Here is a 15007-nt window from a genome sequence, read left to right as displayed (position 1 = left end):
CCCAACAAACAACGCGCAGATGAAGGAGACGTAAGAGCAAGAAGCAGCAGAATCACGAAACCGGCCATGCCGAATCCCAGATAGAGGCGTTTCAGGATGTCCCCCGCCATCTGCCCCCAGCGCAGGCCCATATCCAGAACCACCCAAACGACGACATGCAGCGCGGCATAGGTAAAACTCAGCAGCCCCAGCGCCTGGCGATAGCGGATCAGGTTCAGCCCCAGCCGTCGCAGCGGCGTCACCGCAAGGCTGGCGATCAGGAAATACAGCGCGGTGCGTCCCAAGCGATGTTCGATCATCCGCACCGGGTCCGCCCCCAGCGCCCCGATCAGCGCATCCCAAACCAGCAGCACCAGCGGAATTAACCCGGCCAGCCAGACGCACCAGACCGGCAAGCGGCGCAGACGAGTCAGATAAATGCTTAAAACTTTATGCATCGGTCGTTTGTTGATGGTTTCTTAACCTCTCTACCCTACCCTGCATATCGTAACAGGAAAGGGTTTACCCATGCGCCGCTGCTGGATGGTGCTTTGCGTTTTGCTGGCGGGCCTGCTGCCTGCCGGGGTCGGTTTGCGGTCGATTCGCTGCCGCATCGCGCTTTTCATTGTGGCACTTTTGCGGGGCTTGCCGCGCTGGTCCGTAAAACCTGCCCGGTTGGGATACCGCCAGCTTTACAAGGTGAACGCACCCTCACCCGAATCAGTCGTCTGGATAACGGAACCAGTTCTCCGCTCGCTGACACACGCGGCGTCCGCAGCACTTACCAGTCTCGTGATAATGCAACCCATCAAGCACAGCGGGCGCGTTCAGGCCCGCCATAACCCCAGCATAAAGCGTCGGATCGGATGCGAAAGGCAACGCTATGTCCCTGCGGATGCAAATATGACCTCTATGGCCTTGCCGAAGGATGGCCGCGCCCGCGTGCTGATTGCCCCATTGGGGTGAAGAGACGCGCGTAACCTCAAAGGTGTTTGCCGCATCGAATGTGCGACGTCTGATTGTGCCGTGACATCCCTACAGAACCGCGGGCCGTTGCGGATCAGCACGAGGTCGGGCGAACAGCGTGCCGCCTGAAAGCTGCGCCCTTAGTAATGTGTCGTCAGATCCATCCCGGCATAAAGCCCCGCCACCTGATCGGCGTAGCCGTTGAAGGGCAGCGTGTCCTGGCGCCCGCCCAGAAGGCCCGCGCCGATGACACGCTCCGACGCCTGCGACCAGCGCGGATGATCCACCGCCGGGTTCACATTGGCATAATAGCCGTATTCCTCGGGTTGCATCTGCTGCCAGGTGGTTTGCGGCTGATCCGCCGTCAGGGTGATGCGGACGATCGACTTGATCGACTTGAACCCGTATTTCCACGGCACCACCAAACGGATCGGGGCGCCGTTCTGCTTCGGCATCGGCTGGCCATACATGCCGGTCGCCAGCAGGGTCAGCGGGTGCATGGCCTCATCCAGCCGCAACCCCTCACGATAGGGCCAGTCAAGCTGGCGGCTGCGCTGACCCGGCATTTCCTCGGGGCGCAGCAGGGTTTCAAAGGCGACATGCTTCGCACCCGGTTGCACCCCCACCCGCGCCAAAACCGAAGCCAGCGGAACCCCGATCCACGGAATCACCATCGACCACGCCTCGACACAGCGCAGACGATAGATGCGTTCCTCTTGTGCGGTTCCGGGGGCGATGTCCTCCAGCGCATAGCTGCCGGGGCGATCCACCAGCCCGTCGATCTGCACCGGCCACGGGTCGGTCGTCAGCGCCGGGGCAAAACAGGCGGGGTCGCCCTTACCAAAACCAAACTCGTAGAAATTATTGTAATTCGTCGCATCGGCAAAGCTGGTCGGCACCAGCCCGGACGTCCCCGCCACAGCGGGCGCGGCGGCCATAGCCCCCAAGCCGGCGATAATCTGGCGGCGATTCAGCCATAGGTGGCGCGGGGTGACATCAGACCAGTTCAGCTTCATTGCGGGTCTCCTTTGCGCTGTCTTAACACATCCCGCGCGGTTGTCGTTTCAGCTTTCCGCGATGGCGTCCAGAAACGCCGTGCCGAAACGGTCCAGACGCGCCTCCCCCATGCCCTGAATCCGGGCCAGAGCCACAAGCGTGGCCGGGCGGCGCTCGGCAATCTGGCGCAGAGTGGCCGTGGAACAGGACAGCGGCTTGCTGATTCCATCCGCACCATGGGCCAGACCGCGCTGGATTTCATCCAGCCGGTCGAACAGGCTGCCCGCCGCGCGACCCGCCAGCTTGCGGCGAGCCGGGTGCATCTGCCCCACCTCTCCGGCGATGACAGTCAGGAAATCCGCACCATAGCGTTCCAGCTTTTTCGCACCCACGCCGCTGATCCGGGCCATATCATCCAGCGTCTGCGGGCGGGTCTCGGCCATCTCGATCAGGGTGCGGTCGGGAAAGATCACATAGGCCGGGACACGGGCCGATTCCGCCAGTGCCCGGCGCTTGGCTTTCAGCGCGGACAGCAGCGGCGCGTCCTCGTCCGAAACCAGCGTGCGCACCACCACCGCAGGGGCTTTGCCGCGCCGGATCAGGTCGCGACGCAGGATAACCGGGATCTCACCGCGCAGGACCGGGTGCGCGGCCTCGGTAATATGCAACCCGCCGTGGCGTTCGGGATCGGGACGGCACAGATCCAGACCCAGCATCTGCCGCAAGACGGCCTGCCACTCGCCACGCGACAGCGCCTTGCCCACGCCAAAGGTCGGCAGATGGTCATGGCCCCGCTGCGCAACCTTATCCGTCGCATTGCCGGTCAGCACGTCGATAATATAGCCCGCGCCGAACCATTCTCCTGTGCGCAGCATGGCCGACAGGGCCATGCGCACCGGATCGGTGGCGTCAAAGGTTTCCGGCGGGTTGTCGCAAAGGTCGCAATTGCCGCAAGGGGGGCTGTCCTCACCGAAATAGGCCAGCAGGCGCTGGCGGCGGCAGGCCGTGGCCTCGGCCAGACCCAGCAGGGCGTTCAGCCGCGCGTGGTCCGCCTGTTTCCGGGCGGCATCGGCCAGCCCCTCGTCGATCTGGCTGCGGCGCAGGCGGATGTCGTCGGGACCGTAAAGCGTCAGCGTCTCGGCCGGGGCGCCATCCCGTCCGGCACGACCGATTTCCTGATAATAGCTTTCGATGCTCTTGGGCAGGTCCGCATGGGCGACCCATCGAATATCCGGCTTGTCGATCCCCATGCCAAAGGCGACGGTGGCGGCGACGATCAGCCCGTCCTCGCGCTGGAAACGCGCCTCGACCTCGCGCCGCGCATCGGGGTCCAGCCCGCCGTGATAAGCAACCGCCGGGTGTCCCTCGGCCATCAGCGCGGCGGCCAGAGTCTCGGTTTTCGCACGGGTGCCGCAATAGACGATCCCCGCCAGCCCGCGCCGGTCCGCGACAAAGTTCAGGATCTGCGCCCGTGGCCCGTCCTTGGGCTGAAACGCCAGATGGATATTCGGGCGGTCAAAGCCGCGCAGGAACACCTGTGGCTGCGCCCCCGCGAACAGGCGGGTCACGATTTCTGCCTGGGTTTCGGGATCAGCGGTGGCAGTAAAGGCCGACAGCGGCACGTTCAGCGCCCGCTTCAGATCCCCGATACGCAGGTAATCGGGACGGAAATCATGGCCCCACTGGCTGACGCAATGCGCCTCATCCACGGCAATCGCCGTCACCCCCGCGCGGCGCAGCAGAGGCAGCGTCCCGCCCGAGGCCAACCGTTCGGGCGCCATATACAGCAACCGGATTGCACCCCGGTCCAGCGCCTCGAAGACCTCGCGGGTCTCCTCCTCGGTGTTGCCGCTGGTCAGCGCCCCTGCCGCAACCCCTGCTTCACGCAGCGCCCGGACCTGATCGCGCATCAGGGCTATCAGCGGCGAGATCACCACCGTCACCCCGTCCCGCATCAGGGCGGGAAGCTGATAGCACAGCGATTTGCCACCCCCCGTCGGCATGATCGCCAAGACGTCGCGGCCACCCGCCACGGCGCTGACGATCTCGGCCTGTCCGGGGCGAAAATCGTCGAAACCCCAAACCTGACGCAGAAGGGTTGCTGCGCTCATCCCGCGTCCTCAACCCGGCGCAGGAAATCGTCCACAAGCGCATCAAGCAATGGCTTCTGATGTGACAGCGGCCATTCATGGCCCGCCGCGTCCAGCACCGCAAAACTGGCCCGAGACCAGCCCGAAAAGGCCGCCAGCGCATCCAGAAACCCGTCAAGATCATGGGGAACAGGCACAGCATGGCTGTTTCCCATGACAGGCAAGTCGCAATAAAGCCGTGCGAAACCCGCCTGCGCAAAGGCCCCGTCAAACGCCGCCTTTTCGTCGTAGTGATCCATCAGCCAGCCGTGCAGGAACAGGGCCGCCGGGCGGTCAGCCCCGCCCTCTGTCCACGCCCGCCACATCGCCGCCTCAGTAGCCGACGAACATGCCGATATTATTGGCCAGCGCCTGCCGGACGATAATCAGGATCACGAACACCACCAGCGGCGCGAAATCCACGCCTCCGGTCGCTGGCAGGATGCGGCGAACGGGGCCGTAGATCGGCTCCAGCAGGCCGGAAAGCCCGGTCCAAAGCTGCGCCACAAGCGGCTGGCGCAGGTTCAGCACCTGAAAGTTAATCAGCCATGACATGATGATATGCGCGATCATCACGAACCACAGAATATCCAGAATCAGCATCAAAGCCTGATAAACGGTCAGCATGGATCAAGCCTCGATCAGAATACGCAACATCCGGCGCAGCGGTTCGGCCGCGCCCCACAGCAGTTGGTCGCCAATGGTAAAGGCACCGACATATTCCGGCCCCATGGCGAGCTTGCGGATACGCCCGACCGGAATCGTCAGCGTGCCGGTGACGGCCACCGGGGTCAGGTCGCGCATCGTGTCTTCGCGTGTGTTCGGCACGACTTTGGCCCAGGGGTTATCCTCGGCGATCATCGCCTCGATCTCGCCCACGGGAACATCGCCGCGCAGCTTGAAGGTCAGCGCCTGCGAATGACAGCGCATCGCGCCGATGCGGACGCAGAAGCCATCAACCGGAATCGCCGCCTCGGCCGAGCCGCCAAGCGCGTCGGGACCAAGACCGAGGATCTTGTTCGTTTCGGCCATGCCCTTCCATTCTTCCTTGGACATGCCATTGCCCAAGTCCTTGTCGATCCACGGAATCAGGCTGCCGCCCAGCACCGCACCGAATTGCCGGATCTCATCGCTGCCCAGCATCGCCTGCTGACGGGCCAGAACTTTGCGGTCGATCTCAAGAATGGCGGATTTCGGATCGTCCAGCAGATCGCGGACTTCGGCATTCAGGGTGCCGTATTGGGCCAGCAGTTCGCGCATGTGCTGCGCACCGCCGCCGGATGCCGCCTGATAGGTCTGCGTAGACATCCATTCCACCAGCCCGGCCTTATACAGCGCGCCCACGCCCATCAGCATACAGGACACGGTGCAGTTGCCACCAACCCAGTTCAGGTTGCCCGCCGCCATCGCATCCTTGATCCCCGGCATGTTCACCGGGTCCAGCACGATCAGCGCGTCCTTTTCCATCCGCAGGGTAGAGGCCGCGTCGATCCAGTGGCCGTTCCAGCCATCAGCCCGCAGCTTTGGGAACACCTCGGACGTATAGTCGCCGCCCTGACAGGTCAGGATCGCATCGCAGCGCTTGAGCGTGTCCAGATCATAGGCATCCGCCAGCGGCGCATCGCCCCGAGGGGCCGCGCCACCCGCGTTCGAGGTCGAAAAGAACAGCGGTTCGATCAGGTCGAAATCGCCCTCGGTTGCCATCCGGTCCATAAGAACCGAGCCAACCATGCCCCGCCAGCCGACCAGCCCGACCAGCGGTTTCTTTCCATTTGCACCCAGCATCGCATCCGCCCGTTCATCGAAAAATTGCGCCATACCTAGTGCAAGGGGGGATTCGGCGCAATGGCCGGTTAAGGGATCAGGGATCGGCACATTTTCGTTTGCAGCACCTTCGCTTGTCAGCGCAGCCCGCATCCCAAAAAATCGCGGGACAAGCCTTGGCCGCCGCCATACCGGGGTTCCGCCCTGACGCCATGCCGCGTCAATCAGGGCATGAAACAGGGGTCACACCCTATCGTTGCGGGATCGGGGCCGCGATTTCAGCGCAATTCAAATCGTTGTAAAGTTTGACGAAAGCGGCCCTTGTGTCCTCCGCCGAGGTCCGCCATTGCCCGTTGTCGTCACGATAGCCGACCGTCGAGCCGCTGGCGGCCGGGGCAATGGCCTGCTGCATGATCTCGGCACATTTGGGACGGGTGCCTGCCTCCAGCGCCGCGATGCGCTGGGCCATGGCGTCCAGATCAGCGATCTTGCCTTGCAGATCATCCAGCCGGGTCTGGCTGTCGTCGCCCTCGGTCTCCAGATCGGTCAGTCGGGCGGACAGCCCGCTTGCCTCGATACTGCCGAGCTTGTCCGACAGATCCCTGAGGGAACCCGTCAGGTCTTCCAGCCAGACATCAATGTCCTTGGCCCTGCTCTCCAGCGATTGCAGACGGATACGGGCGGGTTCATCCTGCATGGGCTGCCTGCTGCCGTCTTGCAGCCGGGCCAGCGCCGTTTCACTTTTGGCAAGAGCCTGCTCCAGTTGCGCAATCCTGCTGCCGTGGTTTCGTGTATCCCAAAGGCGCGTCACCGCCGCGCCGATAACAAGCAGGACCAGCCCACCCAGGACCGTCGCCCAAAGCGGTTGATGCCACCACGACTGTTCCGTCTTGCTCATATGCGCTCCTGCTGTATTTACTCCGTTATTATGGCGTATGGCGCAAAGTCAACGCGTCACCGCCGCGTCACCATTGACGCGGGCGGCAGGGGCTGGTTCGGTGGCGGTAAAGACATGAGGTTTTGATGTATCCTTTCGCCCGCCTTGCAAAAGAAATGTTCAAGTTCCGCTCGGCCCCGCCGCTTGGGGTGCTGGACACGCATGTGTCGCATCATATCTGCTGGCCCTGGGATCTGGACCCGTGGATCGAGCTGAACAACGGCCGCACGCTGACGCTTTATGACCTTGGCCGTATCCCACTGGCGCAACGCACCGGGCTGGTTCACATTCTGAAGGAAAAGAAATGGGGGCTGACGGTGGCGGGGAACTCGACCCGATACCGGCGGCGGGTCAAAGTGTTTCACCGCTTTACCATGCTGTCGCGGGTGCATGGCTGGGATCAGCGGTTCGCCTATATCGACCAGTCGATGTGGCGCGGCGGTGAATGTTGCAACCATATGCTGCTGCGTATGGCCTTTACCGGCGCGAACGGGATCGTGCCGCCCGCCGAGGTGATGGCCGCCATGGGGCTGGCAGTGGACAGCCCCGCCCTGCCCGACTGGGTGCAGGCGTGGATCGCGGCGGATGCCGGGCGGCCATGGCCGCCGGTTGTCATGCCAGATGCACAAGGGGCAGTTTAGACTGCGGCGCAGAACCGGGGCGCTGCCCCGGACCCCGGGATATTTAAGGACAAAAGATGGACAGAAAGCGCATCTGGGGTTGGTGGTTCTTTGACTGGGCCAGCCAGCCTTATGCGACATTACTGCTGACCTTTATCTTTTCGATCTATTTTGCCGAGGTCGCGCAGGGGCATTTCATTGCGCAGGGCCTCAGCGCCGAAGCGGCCGGGGCGCGGGCGCAAAGCCTTTGGGGCATGGGCCTGTCGGTCAGCGGGGTGGTGATTGCGGTTCTGGCACCGGTTTTGGGCGCGATTGCCGACACATCCGGGCGGCGGATGCCGTGGATCTGGCTTTTCTCGGGACTGTATGTGATCGGCGCGGCAGGTCTTTGGGGGCTGGTGCCGCATGATCCGGGATTGCGCATGGCGCTGGTGTTCTTTGGCATCGGTCTGATCGGGATGGAGTTCGCCACCATCTTCACCAACGCCCTGTTGCCCGGTATCGCCCCCGAGGATGAGATCGGGCGGGTGTCCGGTTCCGGCTATGCCTTTGGCTATGCGGGCGGGGTGGTGGCGCTGGCCATCATGCTGTTGCTGTTTGCCGAGAACCCGGCGACCGGGCGCACGCTGATCGGGATTGCGCCCATCTTTGGGCTGGATGCAGCGGCGCGTGAGGGGACGCGATTCGTCGGGCCGCTGACGGCGATCTGGTATGTTGTGTTCATGGTGCCGTTTTTCCTGTGGGTGCGCGAACCCGCAAGTGCCGGACGGGTGCGGATCGGGCCAGCGATGCGCGGGTTGTGGGCGTTGATCCGTAGCCTGCGCGACCGGCGCAGCCTTACGGCATGGCTGCTGTCGTCGATGTTTTCCCGCGATGCGCTGAATGCGCTTTATGGGTTCGGTGGGGTCTATGCCGGCACGGTGTTGGGCTGGCCGGTGTTTCTGGCCGGGGTGTTCGGCGTGGTCAGCGCCATTGCCGCCGCCATCATAAGCTGGATCGGGGGTCGCGCCGACCGCCGTTTCGGACCAAAGCCGGTGATTATCGCCTGCACGCTGGTGCTGATCGGGGTCTGCGTGGTGCTGGTCGGAATGGACCGTCATTCGATCTTTGGCATTGCGCTGGCGGAAGGCTCGCGTCTGCCCGATGCAACGCTGTTCGTGCTGGGTGCCGCAATTGGCGGCGCGGGCGGGGCGTTACAGGCCGCCAGCCGCACGATGATGGTGCGCCACACCACGCCGGAGCGTGCCACCGAAGCATTTGGCCTTTACGCCTTGTCCGGCAAAGCCACCGCTTTTCTGGCGCCCGCCACGATTACCGCCGTCACCCTTATCAGCGAATCACAGCGCATTGGCATATCGCCGCTGATCGTGATGTTCCTTCTGGCGCTGGTGCTGTTAAGATGGGTCAATCCGAATGGCGAAAAATAACGGAGCCAGAGCAGTGATCCGCAAAATCCTGACAACCATAAGTGCCGCCGTGCTGGCGACGGGCCTTGCCCTGCCCGCCGATGCACAGCAGCTTGCGAAAGACGTGTTCGGCAGCTTTGCCGCCGCAAACCAGGGGCCGGCATCGCCCATCGGCGGCTATGCGCGGGGCTGCGCCTCGGGCAATGTGCAACTGCCGGAAACCGGGCCAAGCTGGCAGGCTATGCGACTGTCGCGCAACCGCAACTGGGGCCAGCCCGAGCTGGTGGATTTCCTGATCGGCCTGTCCCGCGCCGCGCAGCAGGTCGGCTGGCAGGGGATTTACGTCGGTGACATGAGCCAGCCGCGTGGCGGCCCCATGACCAGCGGCCATGCCAGCCACCAGCTTGGGCTGGATGCCGATATATGGATGCTGCCACCGTCCTCGCTGAGCCTGACGCGAGCACAGCGCGAGAATTTGTCCTCGCAATCCGTTGTCGCCCGCAACGGGATCGAACCATCGGGCCTGTGGTCGCCGCAGCATATGGCGATCATCCGGGCGGCGGCGCGTGACCCTCGGGTGCAGCGGATCTTTGTCGATCCGGTGGCGAAATGGGCCATGTGTCAGACGGAAACCGGCGACCGCAGCTATCTGCGCAAGATTCAGGTGGTGAACAACCACGACTATCATTTCCACGTCCGGCTGCGCTGTCCGGCGGGCAACCGTGCCTGCGACGGTCAGGCCGAGGTGCCTGCGGGCGACCATTGCGGGGCGGCGGCGGATATGATCCGCGACCGTATCGACCCCAGCCGGGTCAAGCCGGTGCCAGCTGATCCCAACTATCGCCACCCGCGCAGCTTTACGATGGCGGACCTGCCGAACCAATGCCAATCCGTCGCAGCCTCGCGCTGATTCTTGCAGCTTTCGGACTGATGGCGGCACCCCCTGCGGGTGCCGTCTCTGTCGATTATATCGCCACCTATGTCTGGTCTGAAAACGACCCGGATTTCGGCGGCTATTCCGCCGTCGAGATTTCCGAGGACGGCGACCAGATCACCGCCCTGTCAGATCGCGGCACCCTGCGCTGGGGCCGGATCGAGCGGGACACGGCGGGCCGGATCAGGGGCGTTGAAACCCTGGGCCAGACCCGGTTGCGCGACAGCAAGGGCCAGCCGCTGAAACCCGGCTGGCAGGGCGATTCCGAAGGGCTGGCGATTGCCCCGGATGGCACGCTTTGGGTCAGTTTCGAGGGGCTGAACCGCATTGCCGGTTACATCACCCCCGCCAGCCCGGCGCGGCGCATCCCGTCGCCGCCCGCCTTTGCCGATCTGATCCCGAATGCCAGCCTCGAATCGCTGGCGATGGAACCGAACGGCTGCCTGCTGACCATGCCCGAGGATTCCGGCAGCCGCGATACAGCCTTTCCGATCTGGCGCTGGTGCGATGATGGCGAGGATGGCGCATGGGATCAGCCCTGGTCGATCCCGCGCGATGGCGACTGGCTGGTGGCCGGATCAGATTTCGGCCCCGATGGACGGTTCTATATCCTTGAGCGCCGCTTTCTTGGCATCCGCGGATTCTCCAGCCGGGTCAGGCGGTTTGACTTTGGCCCCAAAGGCCCCGGCCAGCCGGAAACCGTGCTGGAAACCCGGCCGCTGCATTATGATAACCTTGAGGGGATTTCCGTCTGGCAGGACGATCTTGGCATCCGGCTGACGATGATTTCCGACGATAACTTTCTGTTCATCCAGCGCACGGAAATCGTCGAATACCGCATCCGCGATTGACAGCCCCGCCCAAGGTCGCGTAAGGCCCGCGCTGCCCCATCGGGGGCCGAGTTCTTCCGCTACCTTGTAAAACGGATATACCATGACCCGCTTTTTGCCCGGCATCCTTGCCATGGCCGCCGTTGTGCTGGCCTCGAACATCCTTGTCCAGTTTCACCTTGGCAATTTCATCACCGGCGGCACGCTGACCTATCCGCTGGCCTTTCTTGTCACCGATGTGATGAACCGCGTCTATGGCGCATCCGCTGCGCGGCGTGTGGTGCTGGCCGGGTTCATCTTTGGGGTCATCGCCTCGCTGGTGGCAGCGGGCTTTGGCCAGACCACGCTTCGCATCGCCATTGCATCCGGCACCGCCTTCCTGATTGCGCAACTGACCGATGTGGCGGTGTTCGACCGGCTGCGGGCGCGGGCGAAATGGTGGCAGGCGCCGCTGACCTCCTCGGTCGTGGGTTCGGCACTTGATACGGCGCTGTTCTTCTCGATCGCGTTTTCCACCACCTTTGCCTTTATCGACCCGGCGGCGGATACGGCCTGGGCCACCGAGATGGTGCCGCTGCTGGACTTTGGCCCGAGTGCGCCCTTCTGGGCCTCGCTGGGGCTGGCCGACTGGCTGGTGAAAATGGCGATGGCGGCGCTGTCGCTGGTGCCGTTCCGCATGATCGTGCAATATCTGACCACGCCACGGCAGGCCGCCTGACCGTCACAGAACCGTCACTTGTGAACCTCCTCCGGCTATGCTTTGCCCTGCGCAGACACAGCCGGGGGCAGCATTGCAGGAACCAGTTTTTTCCGTCGTGATTCCAGCGCGTAACGAATCCGGCAACCTGCCCGCGCTGATCGACGGGATCGAGGCCGCCTGCATCCCTTTGGGCCGGTTCGAGGCGCTGATCACCGACGACGGATCGACCGATGACAGCGTGGCCGTGATCCGCGCCATGCAGGCCGACCGCCCATGGCTGCGGCTGCTGCGCCACCCGGTCAGCGGCGGCCAGTCGGCAGCGGTTCACAGCGGGGTCCGCGCCGCCCGCGCCCCGATCATCGCCACGCTGGACGGCGACGGCCAGAACCCGCCCGACCAACTGCCGCTGGTGCTGACGCCCTTGCTGCGTGACCCGGATCTGGCACTGATCGCCGGACAACGTATCGGGCGCAGGGACAGCCTGTCACGGCGGCTGGCCTCACGCATCGGGAACGGGCTGCGCCGGGCGCTGCTGCGTGACGGCACCCGCGACACCGGCTGCGGCCTCAAGGCGTTCCGGCGCGACGCCTATCTGGCGCTGCCCTATTTCAACCACCAGCACCGCTTTTTGCCGGCACTGTTCGCCCGTGACGGCTGGCGCATCGCACATATCGACGTGACCCACGCCCCGCGCCGGGCGGGAGTGTCGAACTATTCCAATCTGCAACGCGCATTGGTCAGCATCCGCGACCTGTGCGGCGTCGCATGGCTGATCGCGCGGCGCAAAACCGTCCAGCCCCTGCCCGAAAAGGAGCGCCCCGAATGATCGACTGGCTGCGCGAAGCGTTTCACGTCCCGACCAATTATGAACTGGCATGGGTCATCTTTGGCCTGCTGGCCCAACTGATGTTCACCTTTCGCTTTGTGATCCAGTGGCTCGCATCGGAACGGGCGCGGGAATCGGTGGTGCCGGTCGCTTTTTGGTATTTCTCGCTGGCGGGCGGGCTGACCCTGCTGGCCTATGCCATTCACCGGCGCGACCCGGTGTTCATTCTTGGTCAAAGCCTTGGCACCTTTATCTATATCCGTAACCTGTGGCTGATCTATGCAAACCGCGCCCGTCAAGCCTGACCCGATCCGGCTGGCCGCCGCCGCCATCCTTGGGCTGACCCTGTATCGGCTGGCGCTGATCCCGTTTTCGTCGCTGGAGCTTTACGTCGATGAGGCCCAATACTGGCTTTGGGGGCAGGAACTGGCCGCCGGAGCCTATTCCAAGCCGCCGCTGGTCGGCTGGCTGATCCGGCTGGCGAATGAGATCACCGGCAGCAACGCACCATGGGTCGCGCGGCTGCCGTGGCCGCTGGTCCATGGCGCGGCGGCGCTGGCGGTGCTGGCGCTGGCCCGGCGGCTGGCCCCGGCACTTATCGCGGCACCCGTCGCGGCGCTGGCCGGGGTCAGCTATGCCACCCTGCCCGCCGTATCCACCGGCAGCCTGCTGATTTCCACCGACAGCCCGATGATGCTGGCCCTGGCGCTGAGCCTCTGGCTGTGGCACCGGCAGGCGCAGGGCGCGGGCCGCGTGGGTGCGGTGCTGCTGGGGCTGGCCATCGCCGCCGGGTTCTGGTCGAAATATGCCATGGCCTTTCCGCTGGTCGGAATGGCGGTCACGCTGGCGCTGTTCCCCGGCTGGCGGCTGCGCTGGTGTGATGCGCTGATCGTCGCGGCTACGGCGCTACTGGCTTTTGCGCCGAATATCGCGTGGAACATGGCGCATGACATGGCCACCGTCCGTCACACGGCGGAAAATGCCGATTATCAGGGTGTCAGCCTGCATCTGGACAAGGGGCTGCGATTTCTGGCCGAGCAATTCGCCGTTGCCGGGCCGTTGGTCTTTGCTGCGTTGCTGCTGGCTTTTGCCAAGGCCCCCGCGGCACTGCGTCCGCTGATCCCACTGGCTGCCGCGCCGCTGCTGATCTGCACCGCGCAGGCGTTCAACGCCGGGGCCAACGCAAACTGGGCCGTTGGCGCCTATGTTCCGGGGGTCACCCTTGCGGCGGCGCTGCTGGCGCGGCGGCGGTGGGCATGGGTGGCATCACTCGGGATCAGCGGAGTGCTGGCACTGGCCCTGCCGCTGCTGGCCGTCTTCGGCGGCCAGATCCGCCTGCCCAACGGCCAGCCGTTGCTGGCCCGCTATCAGGGCTTTGCCGCGCCGATCCGTGCGGCACTGAAACAGACCCCGCATGGTGGTCAACCGGCGCTGGTCGTCGCCAGCGACCGCGATGTGCTGGCGCAACTGTTCTATCAGAACGGGGGCAAACAGAACGAGGACAGGGCGCTGATCCGCGCCCTGCCCCCGAAAAACCGCCCCGCCGACAGCCATTATGAGCTGATCTATCCGCTGACCACGGAACCCGGTCCGGCGCTGTTTATCGGCCGCAACCTGCCCGGCTGCGCCAGCAATCCGCAGGTGCTGACCGGCACAGTCCAGACCGCCACTTTATCAGATGCCTGCCTGAACAGCCTGCGCTAAGGCCCGGCCCCTTGCGGGAACCGGGCCTTGGCGTCAAAGCCGTTCGATGGCGATGGCGATACCCTGACCGCCGCCAATGCACATCGTAATCAGCCCTTTCGAGCCGCCGGTCCGCTCCAGCTCATACATGGTCTTGACCATCAGGATCGCGCCGGTGGCCCCGACCGGATGGCCCAGCGCAATCGCACCGCCATTCGGATTCACCTTGGCCGGGTCCAGCCCCAGCTCCTTGGTGACAGCCAGCGCCTGCGAAGCGAAAGCCTCGTTCGATTCGATCACGTCGAAATCGCTGGCTTTCAGCCCGGTTTTCTCCAGCAGCTTGCGCACGGCAGGGATCGGACCATAGCCCATCACCTCGGGTCGGACACCGGCCACGGCATAGCCCAGAATCCGGGCGCGTGGCTTCAGCCCCGCCGCCTTGGCCGCATCCGCGCGGGCCAGAACCACGGCGGCAGCACCGTCATTGATGCCGCTGGCATTGCCCGCCGTCACGCTGCCGTCCTTTTTGAACACGGCTTTCAGACCCGCCAGCTTTTCAAGGCTGGTTTCCTTGGGGTGTTCGTCGGTGTCAAAGGCGACCACGCCCTTGCGGGTCTTGATCTCGACCGGAACGATCTGATCCTTGAAATAGCCCTCGGCAATCGCCCGCGCCGCCCGTTCCTGCGATTGCAGGGCAAAGGCGTCCTGTTCTTCGCGGGTGATCTCGGATTCACGGGCGACGTTTTCCGCCGTCACGCCCATATGGCCGGTCCCCATCGGGCAGGTCAGCGCGCCGGTCATCATGTCCAGCATCTGCACATCGCCCATTTTGGCCCCGAACCGCGCCGAAGGCACCGCATAGGGGGCGCGGCTCATGGATTCGGCACCGCCCGCAACGGCGAAATCGGCGTCACCCAGCATCAGCGCCTGTGCGGCCGACACAATGGCCTGCGCGCCCGAGCCGCACAGCCGGTTGACGTTCATCGCCGGGGTGGTGTTCGGCACACCCGCATTCAGCATCGCCACCCGCGACAGATACATGTCACGCGGTTCGGTATTCAGCACATGGCCAAAGACCACGGTGCCAATGGCATCCGGGGTCAGACCCGCCCGCTCGATCGCGGCACGGGTCACGGTGCTGGCCAGATCAATCGGCGCCACCGCCGCAAGGCTGCCACCAAAGCCGCCGATGGCAGTGCGCGCACCAGACAGGATCACGATGTCGGTCATGGGGTTT

The 15007-nt window shown here is 64.3% G+C and carries 16 protein-coding genes; 8 read left to right on the top strand and 8 right to left on the bottom strand.

Going from position 1 to position 15007, the window contains the following annotated elements; all coding sequences use genetic code 11:
• From Q4G24_RS09695 to Q4G24_RS09665, 7 genes are all read right to left on the bottom strand, one after another.
• A partial coding sequence (locus Q4G24_RS09695) for a sulfite oxidase heme-binding subunit YedZ (RefSeq protein ID WP_303366320.1) occupies window positions 1-437 on the bottom strand: 437 nt, incomplete at its 3' end.
• 648 nt (window positions 438-1085) lie between these two features.
• Window positions 1086-1961, bottom strand: a complete 876-nt coding sequence (msrP, locus tag Q4G24_RS09690) for a protein-methionine-sulfoxide reductase catalytic subunit MsrP (RefSeq protein WP_303366319.1) — start codon at window positions 1959-1961, stop codon at window positions 1086-1088.
• Between the two features lie 48 nt (window positions 1962-2009).
• Complete coding sequence (gene recQ, locus Q4G24_RS09685) at window positions 2010-4052, bottom strand: DNA helicase RecQ (protein ID WP_303366318.1); 2043 nt, start codon at window positions 4050-4052, stop codon at window positions 2010-2012.
• The gene (locus tag Q4G24_RS09680; RefSeq protein WP_303366317.1) at window positions 4049-4396 is read right to left on the bottom strand and encodes an alpha/beta fold hydrolase; all 348 of its coding nucleotides are present in this window, start codon (window positions 4394-4396) and stop codon (window positions 4049-4051) included. Before Q4G24_RS09680 ends, recQ begins: the two co-directional genes overlap by 4 nt.
• Window positions 4397-4403: 7 nt before the next feature.
• Entirely contained in the window at window positions 4404-4697 is a 294-nt protein-coding gene (locus tag Q4G24_RS09675) for a YggT family protein (RefSeq protein ID WP_303366316.1), read from the bottom strand.
• Window positions 4698-4700: 3 nt separating this feature from the next.
• The gene (asd, locus tag Q4G24_RS09670; protein ID WP_303366315.1) at window positions 4701-5888 is read right to left on the bottom strand and encodes an aspartate-semialdehyde dehydrogenase; all 1188 of its coding nucleotides are present in this window, start codon (window positions 5886-5888) and stop codon (window positions 4701-4703) included.
• A 196-nt stretch (window positions 5889-6084) separates the two neighbouring features.
• Window positions 6085-6732, bottom strand: coding sequence for a hypothetical protein (locus Q4G24_RS09665; protein ID WP_303366314.1), 648 nt, complete (start codon window positions 6730-6732; stop codon window positions 6085-6087).
• Window positions 6733-6857: 125 nt separating this feature from the next.
• Between Q4G24_RS09665 and Q4G24_RS09660 the strand changes: the two genes are divergently transcribed.
• From Q4G24_RS09660 to Q4G24_RS09625, 8 genes are all read left to right on the top strand, one after another.
• Window positions 6858-7412 carry an acyl-CoA thioesterase gene (locus tag Q4G24_RS09660; RefSeq protein WP_303366313.1) on the top strand — a complete coding sequence of 185 codons (555 nt, stop codon included), beginning with the start codon at window positions 6858-6860 and terminating at the stop codon, window positions 7410-7412.
• 56 nt (window positions 7413-7468) lie between these two features.
• Entirely contained in the window at window positions 7469-8818 is a 1350-nt protein-coding gene (locus tag Q4G24_RS09655) for an MFS transporter (RefSeq protein ID WP_303366312.1), read from the top strand.
• 13 nt (window positions 8819-8831) lie between these two features.
• On the top strand, window positions 8832-9707 hold the full coding sequence (gene mepA, locus Q4G24_RS09650; RefSeq protein ID WP_303366311.1) for a penicillin-insensitive murein endopeptidase: 876 nt from the start codon (window positions 8832-8834) through the stop codon (window positions 9705-9707).
• Window positions 9680-10582 carry an esterase-like activity of phytase family protein gene (locus Q4G24_RS09645; protein WP_303366310.1) on the top strand — a complete coding sequence of 301 codons (903 nt, stop codon included), beginning with the start codon at window positions 9680-9682 and terminating at the stop codon, window positions 10580-10582. Before mepA ends, Q4G24_RS09645 begins: the two co-directional genes overlap by 28 nt.
• 82 nt (window positions 10583-10664) lie before the next feature.
• Window positions 10665-11279: a VUT family protein gene (locus Q4G24_RS09640; protein WP_303366309.1), complete on the top strand. Its 615-nt coding sequence runs from the start codon at window positions 10665-10667 to the stop codon at window positions 11277-11279.
• Between the two features lie 73 nt (window positions 11280-11352).
• Window positions 11353-12087 (top strand): glycosyltransferase family 2 protein, encoded by a 735-nt coding sequence (locus tag Q4G24_RS09635; RefSeq protein WP_303366308.1) that lies wholly within the window; start codon window positions 11353-11355, stop codon window positions 12085-12087.
• Window positions 12084-12392, top strand: coding sequence for a lipid-A-disaccharide synthase N-terminal domain-containing protein (locus tag Q4G24_RS09630; protein ID WP_303366307.1), 309 nt, complete (start codon window positions 12084-12086; stop codon window positions 12390-12392). Before Q4G24_RS09635 ends, Q4G24_RS09630 begins: the two co-directional genes overlap by 4 nt.
• On the top strand, window positions 12367-13791 hold the full coding sequence (locus Q4G24_RS09625; protein WP_303366306.1) for a glycosyltransferase family 39 protein: 1425 nt from the start codon (window positions 12367-12369) through the stop codon (window positions 13789-13791). The genes Q4G24_RS09630 and Q4G24_RS09625 overlap by 26 nt, the downstream gene beginning before the upstream one ends.
• A gap of 33 nt (window positions 13792-13824) precedes the next feature.
• Here the strand turns inward: Q4G24_RS09625 and Q4G24_RS09620 are convergent, their stop codons facing one another.
• On the bottom strand, window positions 13825-15000 hold the full coding sequence (locus tag Q4G24_RS09620; RefSeq protein ID WP_303366305.1) for an acetyl-CoA C-acyltransferase family protein: 1176 nt from the start codon (window positions 14998-15000) through the stop codon (window positions 13825-13827).
• Window positions 15001-15007 lie beyond the last annotated feature (7 nt).

The organism is Paracoccus sp. (in: a-proteobacteria) (genome assembly GCF_030538695.1).
Taxonomy (GTDB): domain Bacteria; phylum Pseudomonadota; class Alphaproteobacteria; order Rhodobacterales; family Rhodobacteraceae; genus Paracoccus.
This window is presented reverse-complemented; position numbering and strand designations above follow the sequence as displayed.

Excerpts from the sequence above, each read along its gene's own strand:
- Q4G24_RS09630 (WP_303366307.1), top strand. The coding sequence starts at position 12,084 with ATGATCGACTGGCTGCGCGAAGCGTTTCACGTCCCGACCAATTATGAA.
- Q4G24_RS09680 (WP_303366317.1), bottom strand. The coding sequence starts at position 4,396 with ATGTGGCGGGCGTGGACAGAGGGCGGGGCTGACCGCCCGGCGGCCCTG.
- msrP (WP_303366319.1), bottom strand. The coding sequence starts at position 1,961 with ATGAAGCTGAACTGGTCTGATGTCACCCCGCGCCACCTATGGCTGAAT.
- Q4G24_RS09640 (WP_303366309.1), top strand. The coding sequence starts at position 10,665 with ATGACCCGCTTTTTGCCCGGCATCCTTGCCATGGCCGCCGTTGTGCTG.
- recQ (WP_303366318.1), bottom strand. The coding sequence starts at position 4,052 with ATGAGCGCAGCAACCCTTCTGCGTCAGGTTTGGGGTTTCGACGATTTT.
- asd (WP_303366315.1), bottom strand. The coding sequence starts at position 5,888 with ATGGCGCAATTTTTCGATGAACGGGCGGATGCGATGCTGGGTGCAAAT.
- Q4G24_RS09665 (WP_303366314.1), bottom strand. The coding sequence starts at position 6,732 with ATGAGCAAGACGGAACAGTCGTGGTGGCATCAACCGCTTTGGGCGACG.
- Q4G24_RS09625 (WP_303366306.1), top strand. The coding sequence starts at position 12,367 with ATGCAAACCGCGCCCGTCAAGCCTGACCCGATCCGGCTGGCCGCCGCC.
- Q4G24_RS09645 (WP_303366310.1), top strand. The coding sequence starts at position 9,680 with ATGCCAATCCGTCGCAGCCTCGCGCTGATTCTTGCAGCTTTCGGACTG.
- Q4G24_RS09675 (WP_303366316.1), bottom strand. The coding sequence starts at position 4,697 with ATGCTGACCGTTTATCAGGCTTTGATGCTGATTCTGGATATTCTGTGG.
- Q4G24_RS09660 (WP_303366313.1), top strand. The coding sequence starts at position 6,858 with ATGTATCCTTTCGCCCGCCTTGCAAAAGAAATGTTCAAGTTCCGCTCG.
- Q4G24_RS09655 (WP_303366312.1), top strand. The coding sequence starts at position 7,469 with ATGGACAGAAAGCGCATCTGGGGTTGGTGGTTCTTTGACTGGGCCAGC.
- Q4G24_RS09620 (WP_303366305.1), bottom strand. The coding sequence starts at position 15,000 with ATGACCGACATCGTGATCCTGTCTGGTGCGCGCACTGCCATCGGCGGC.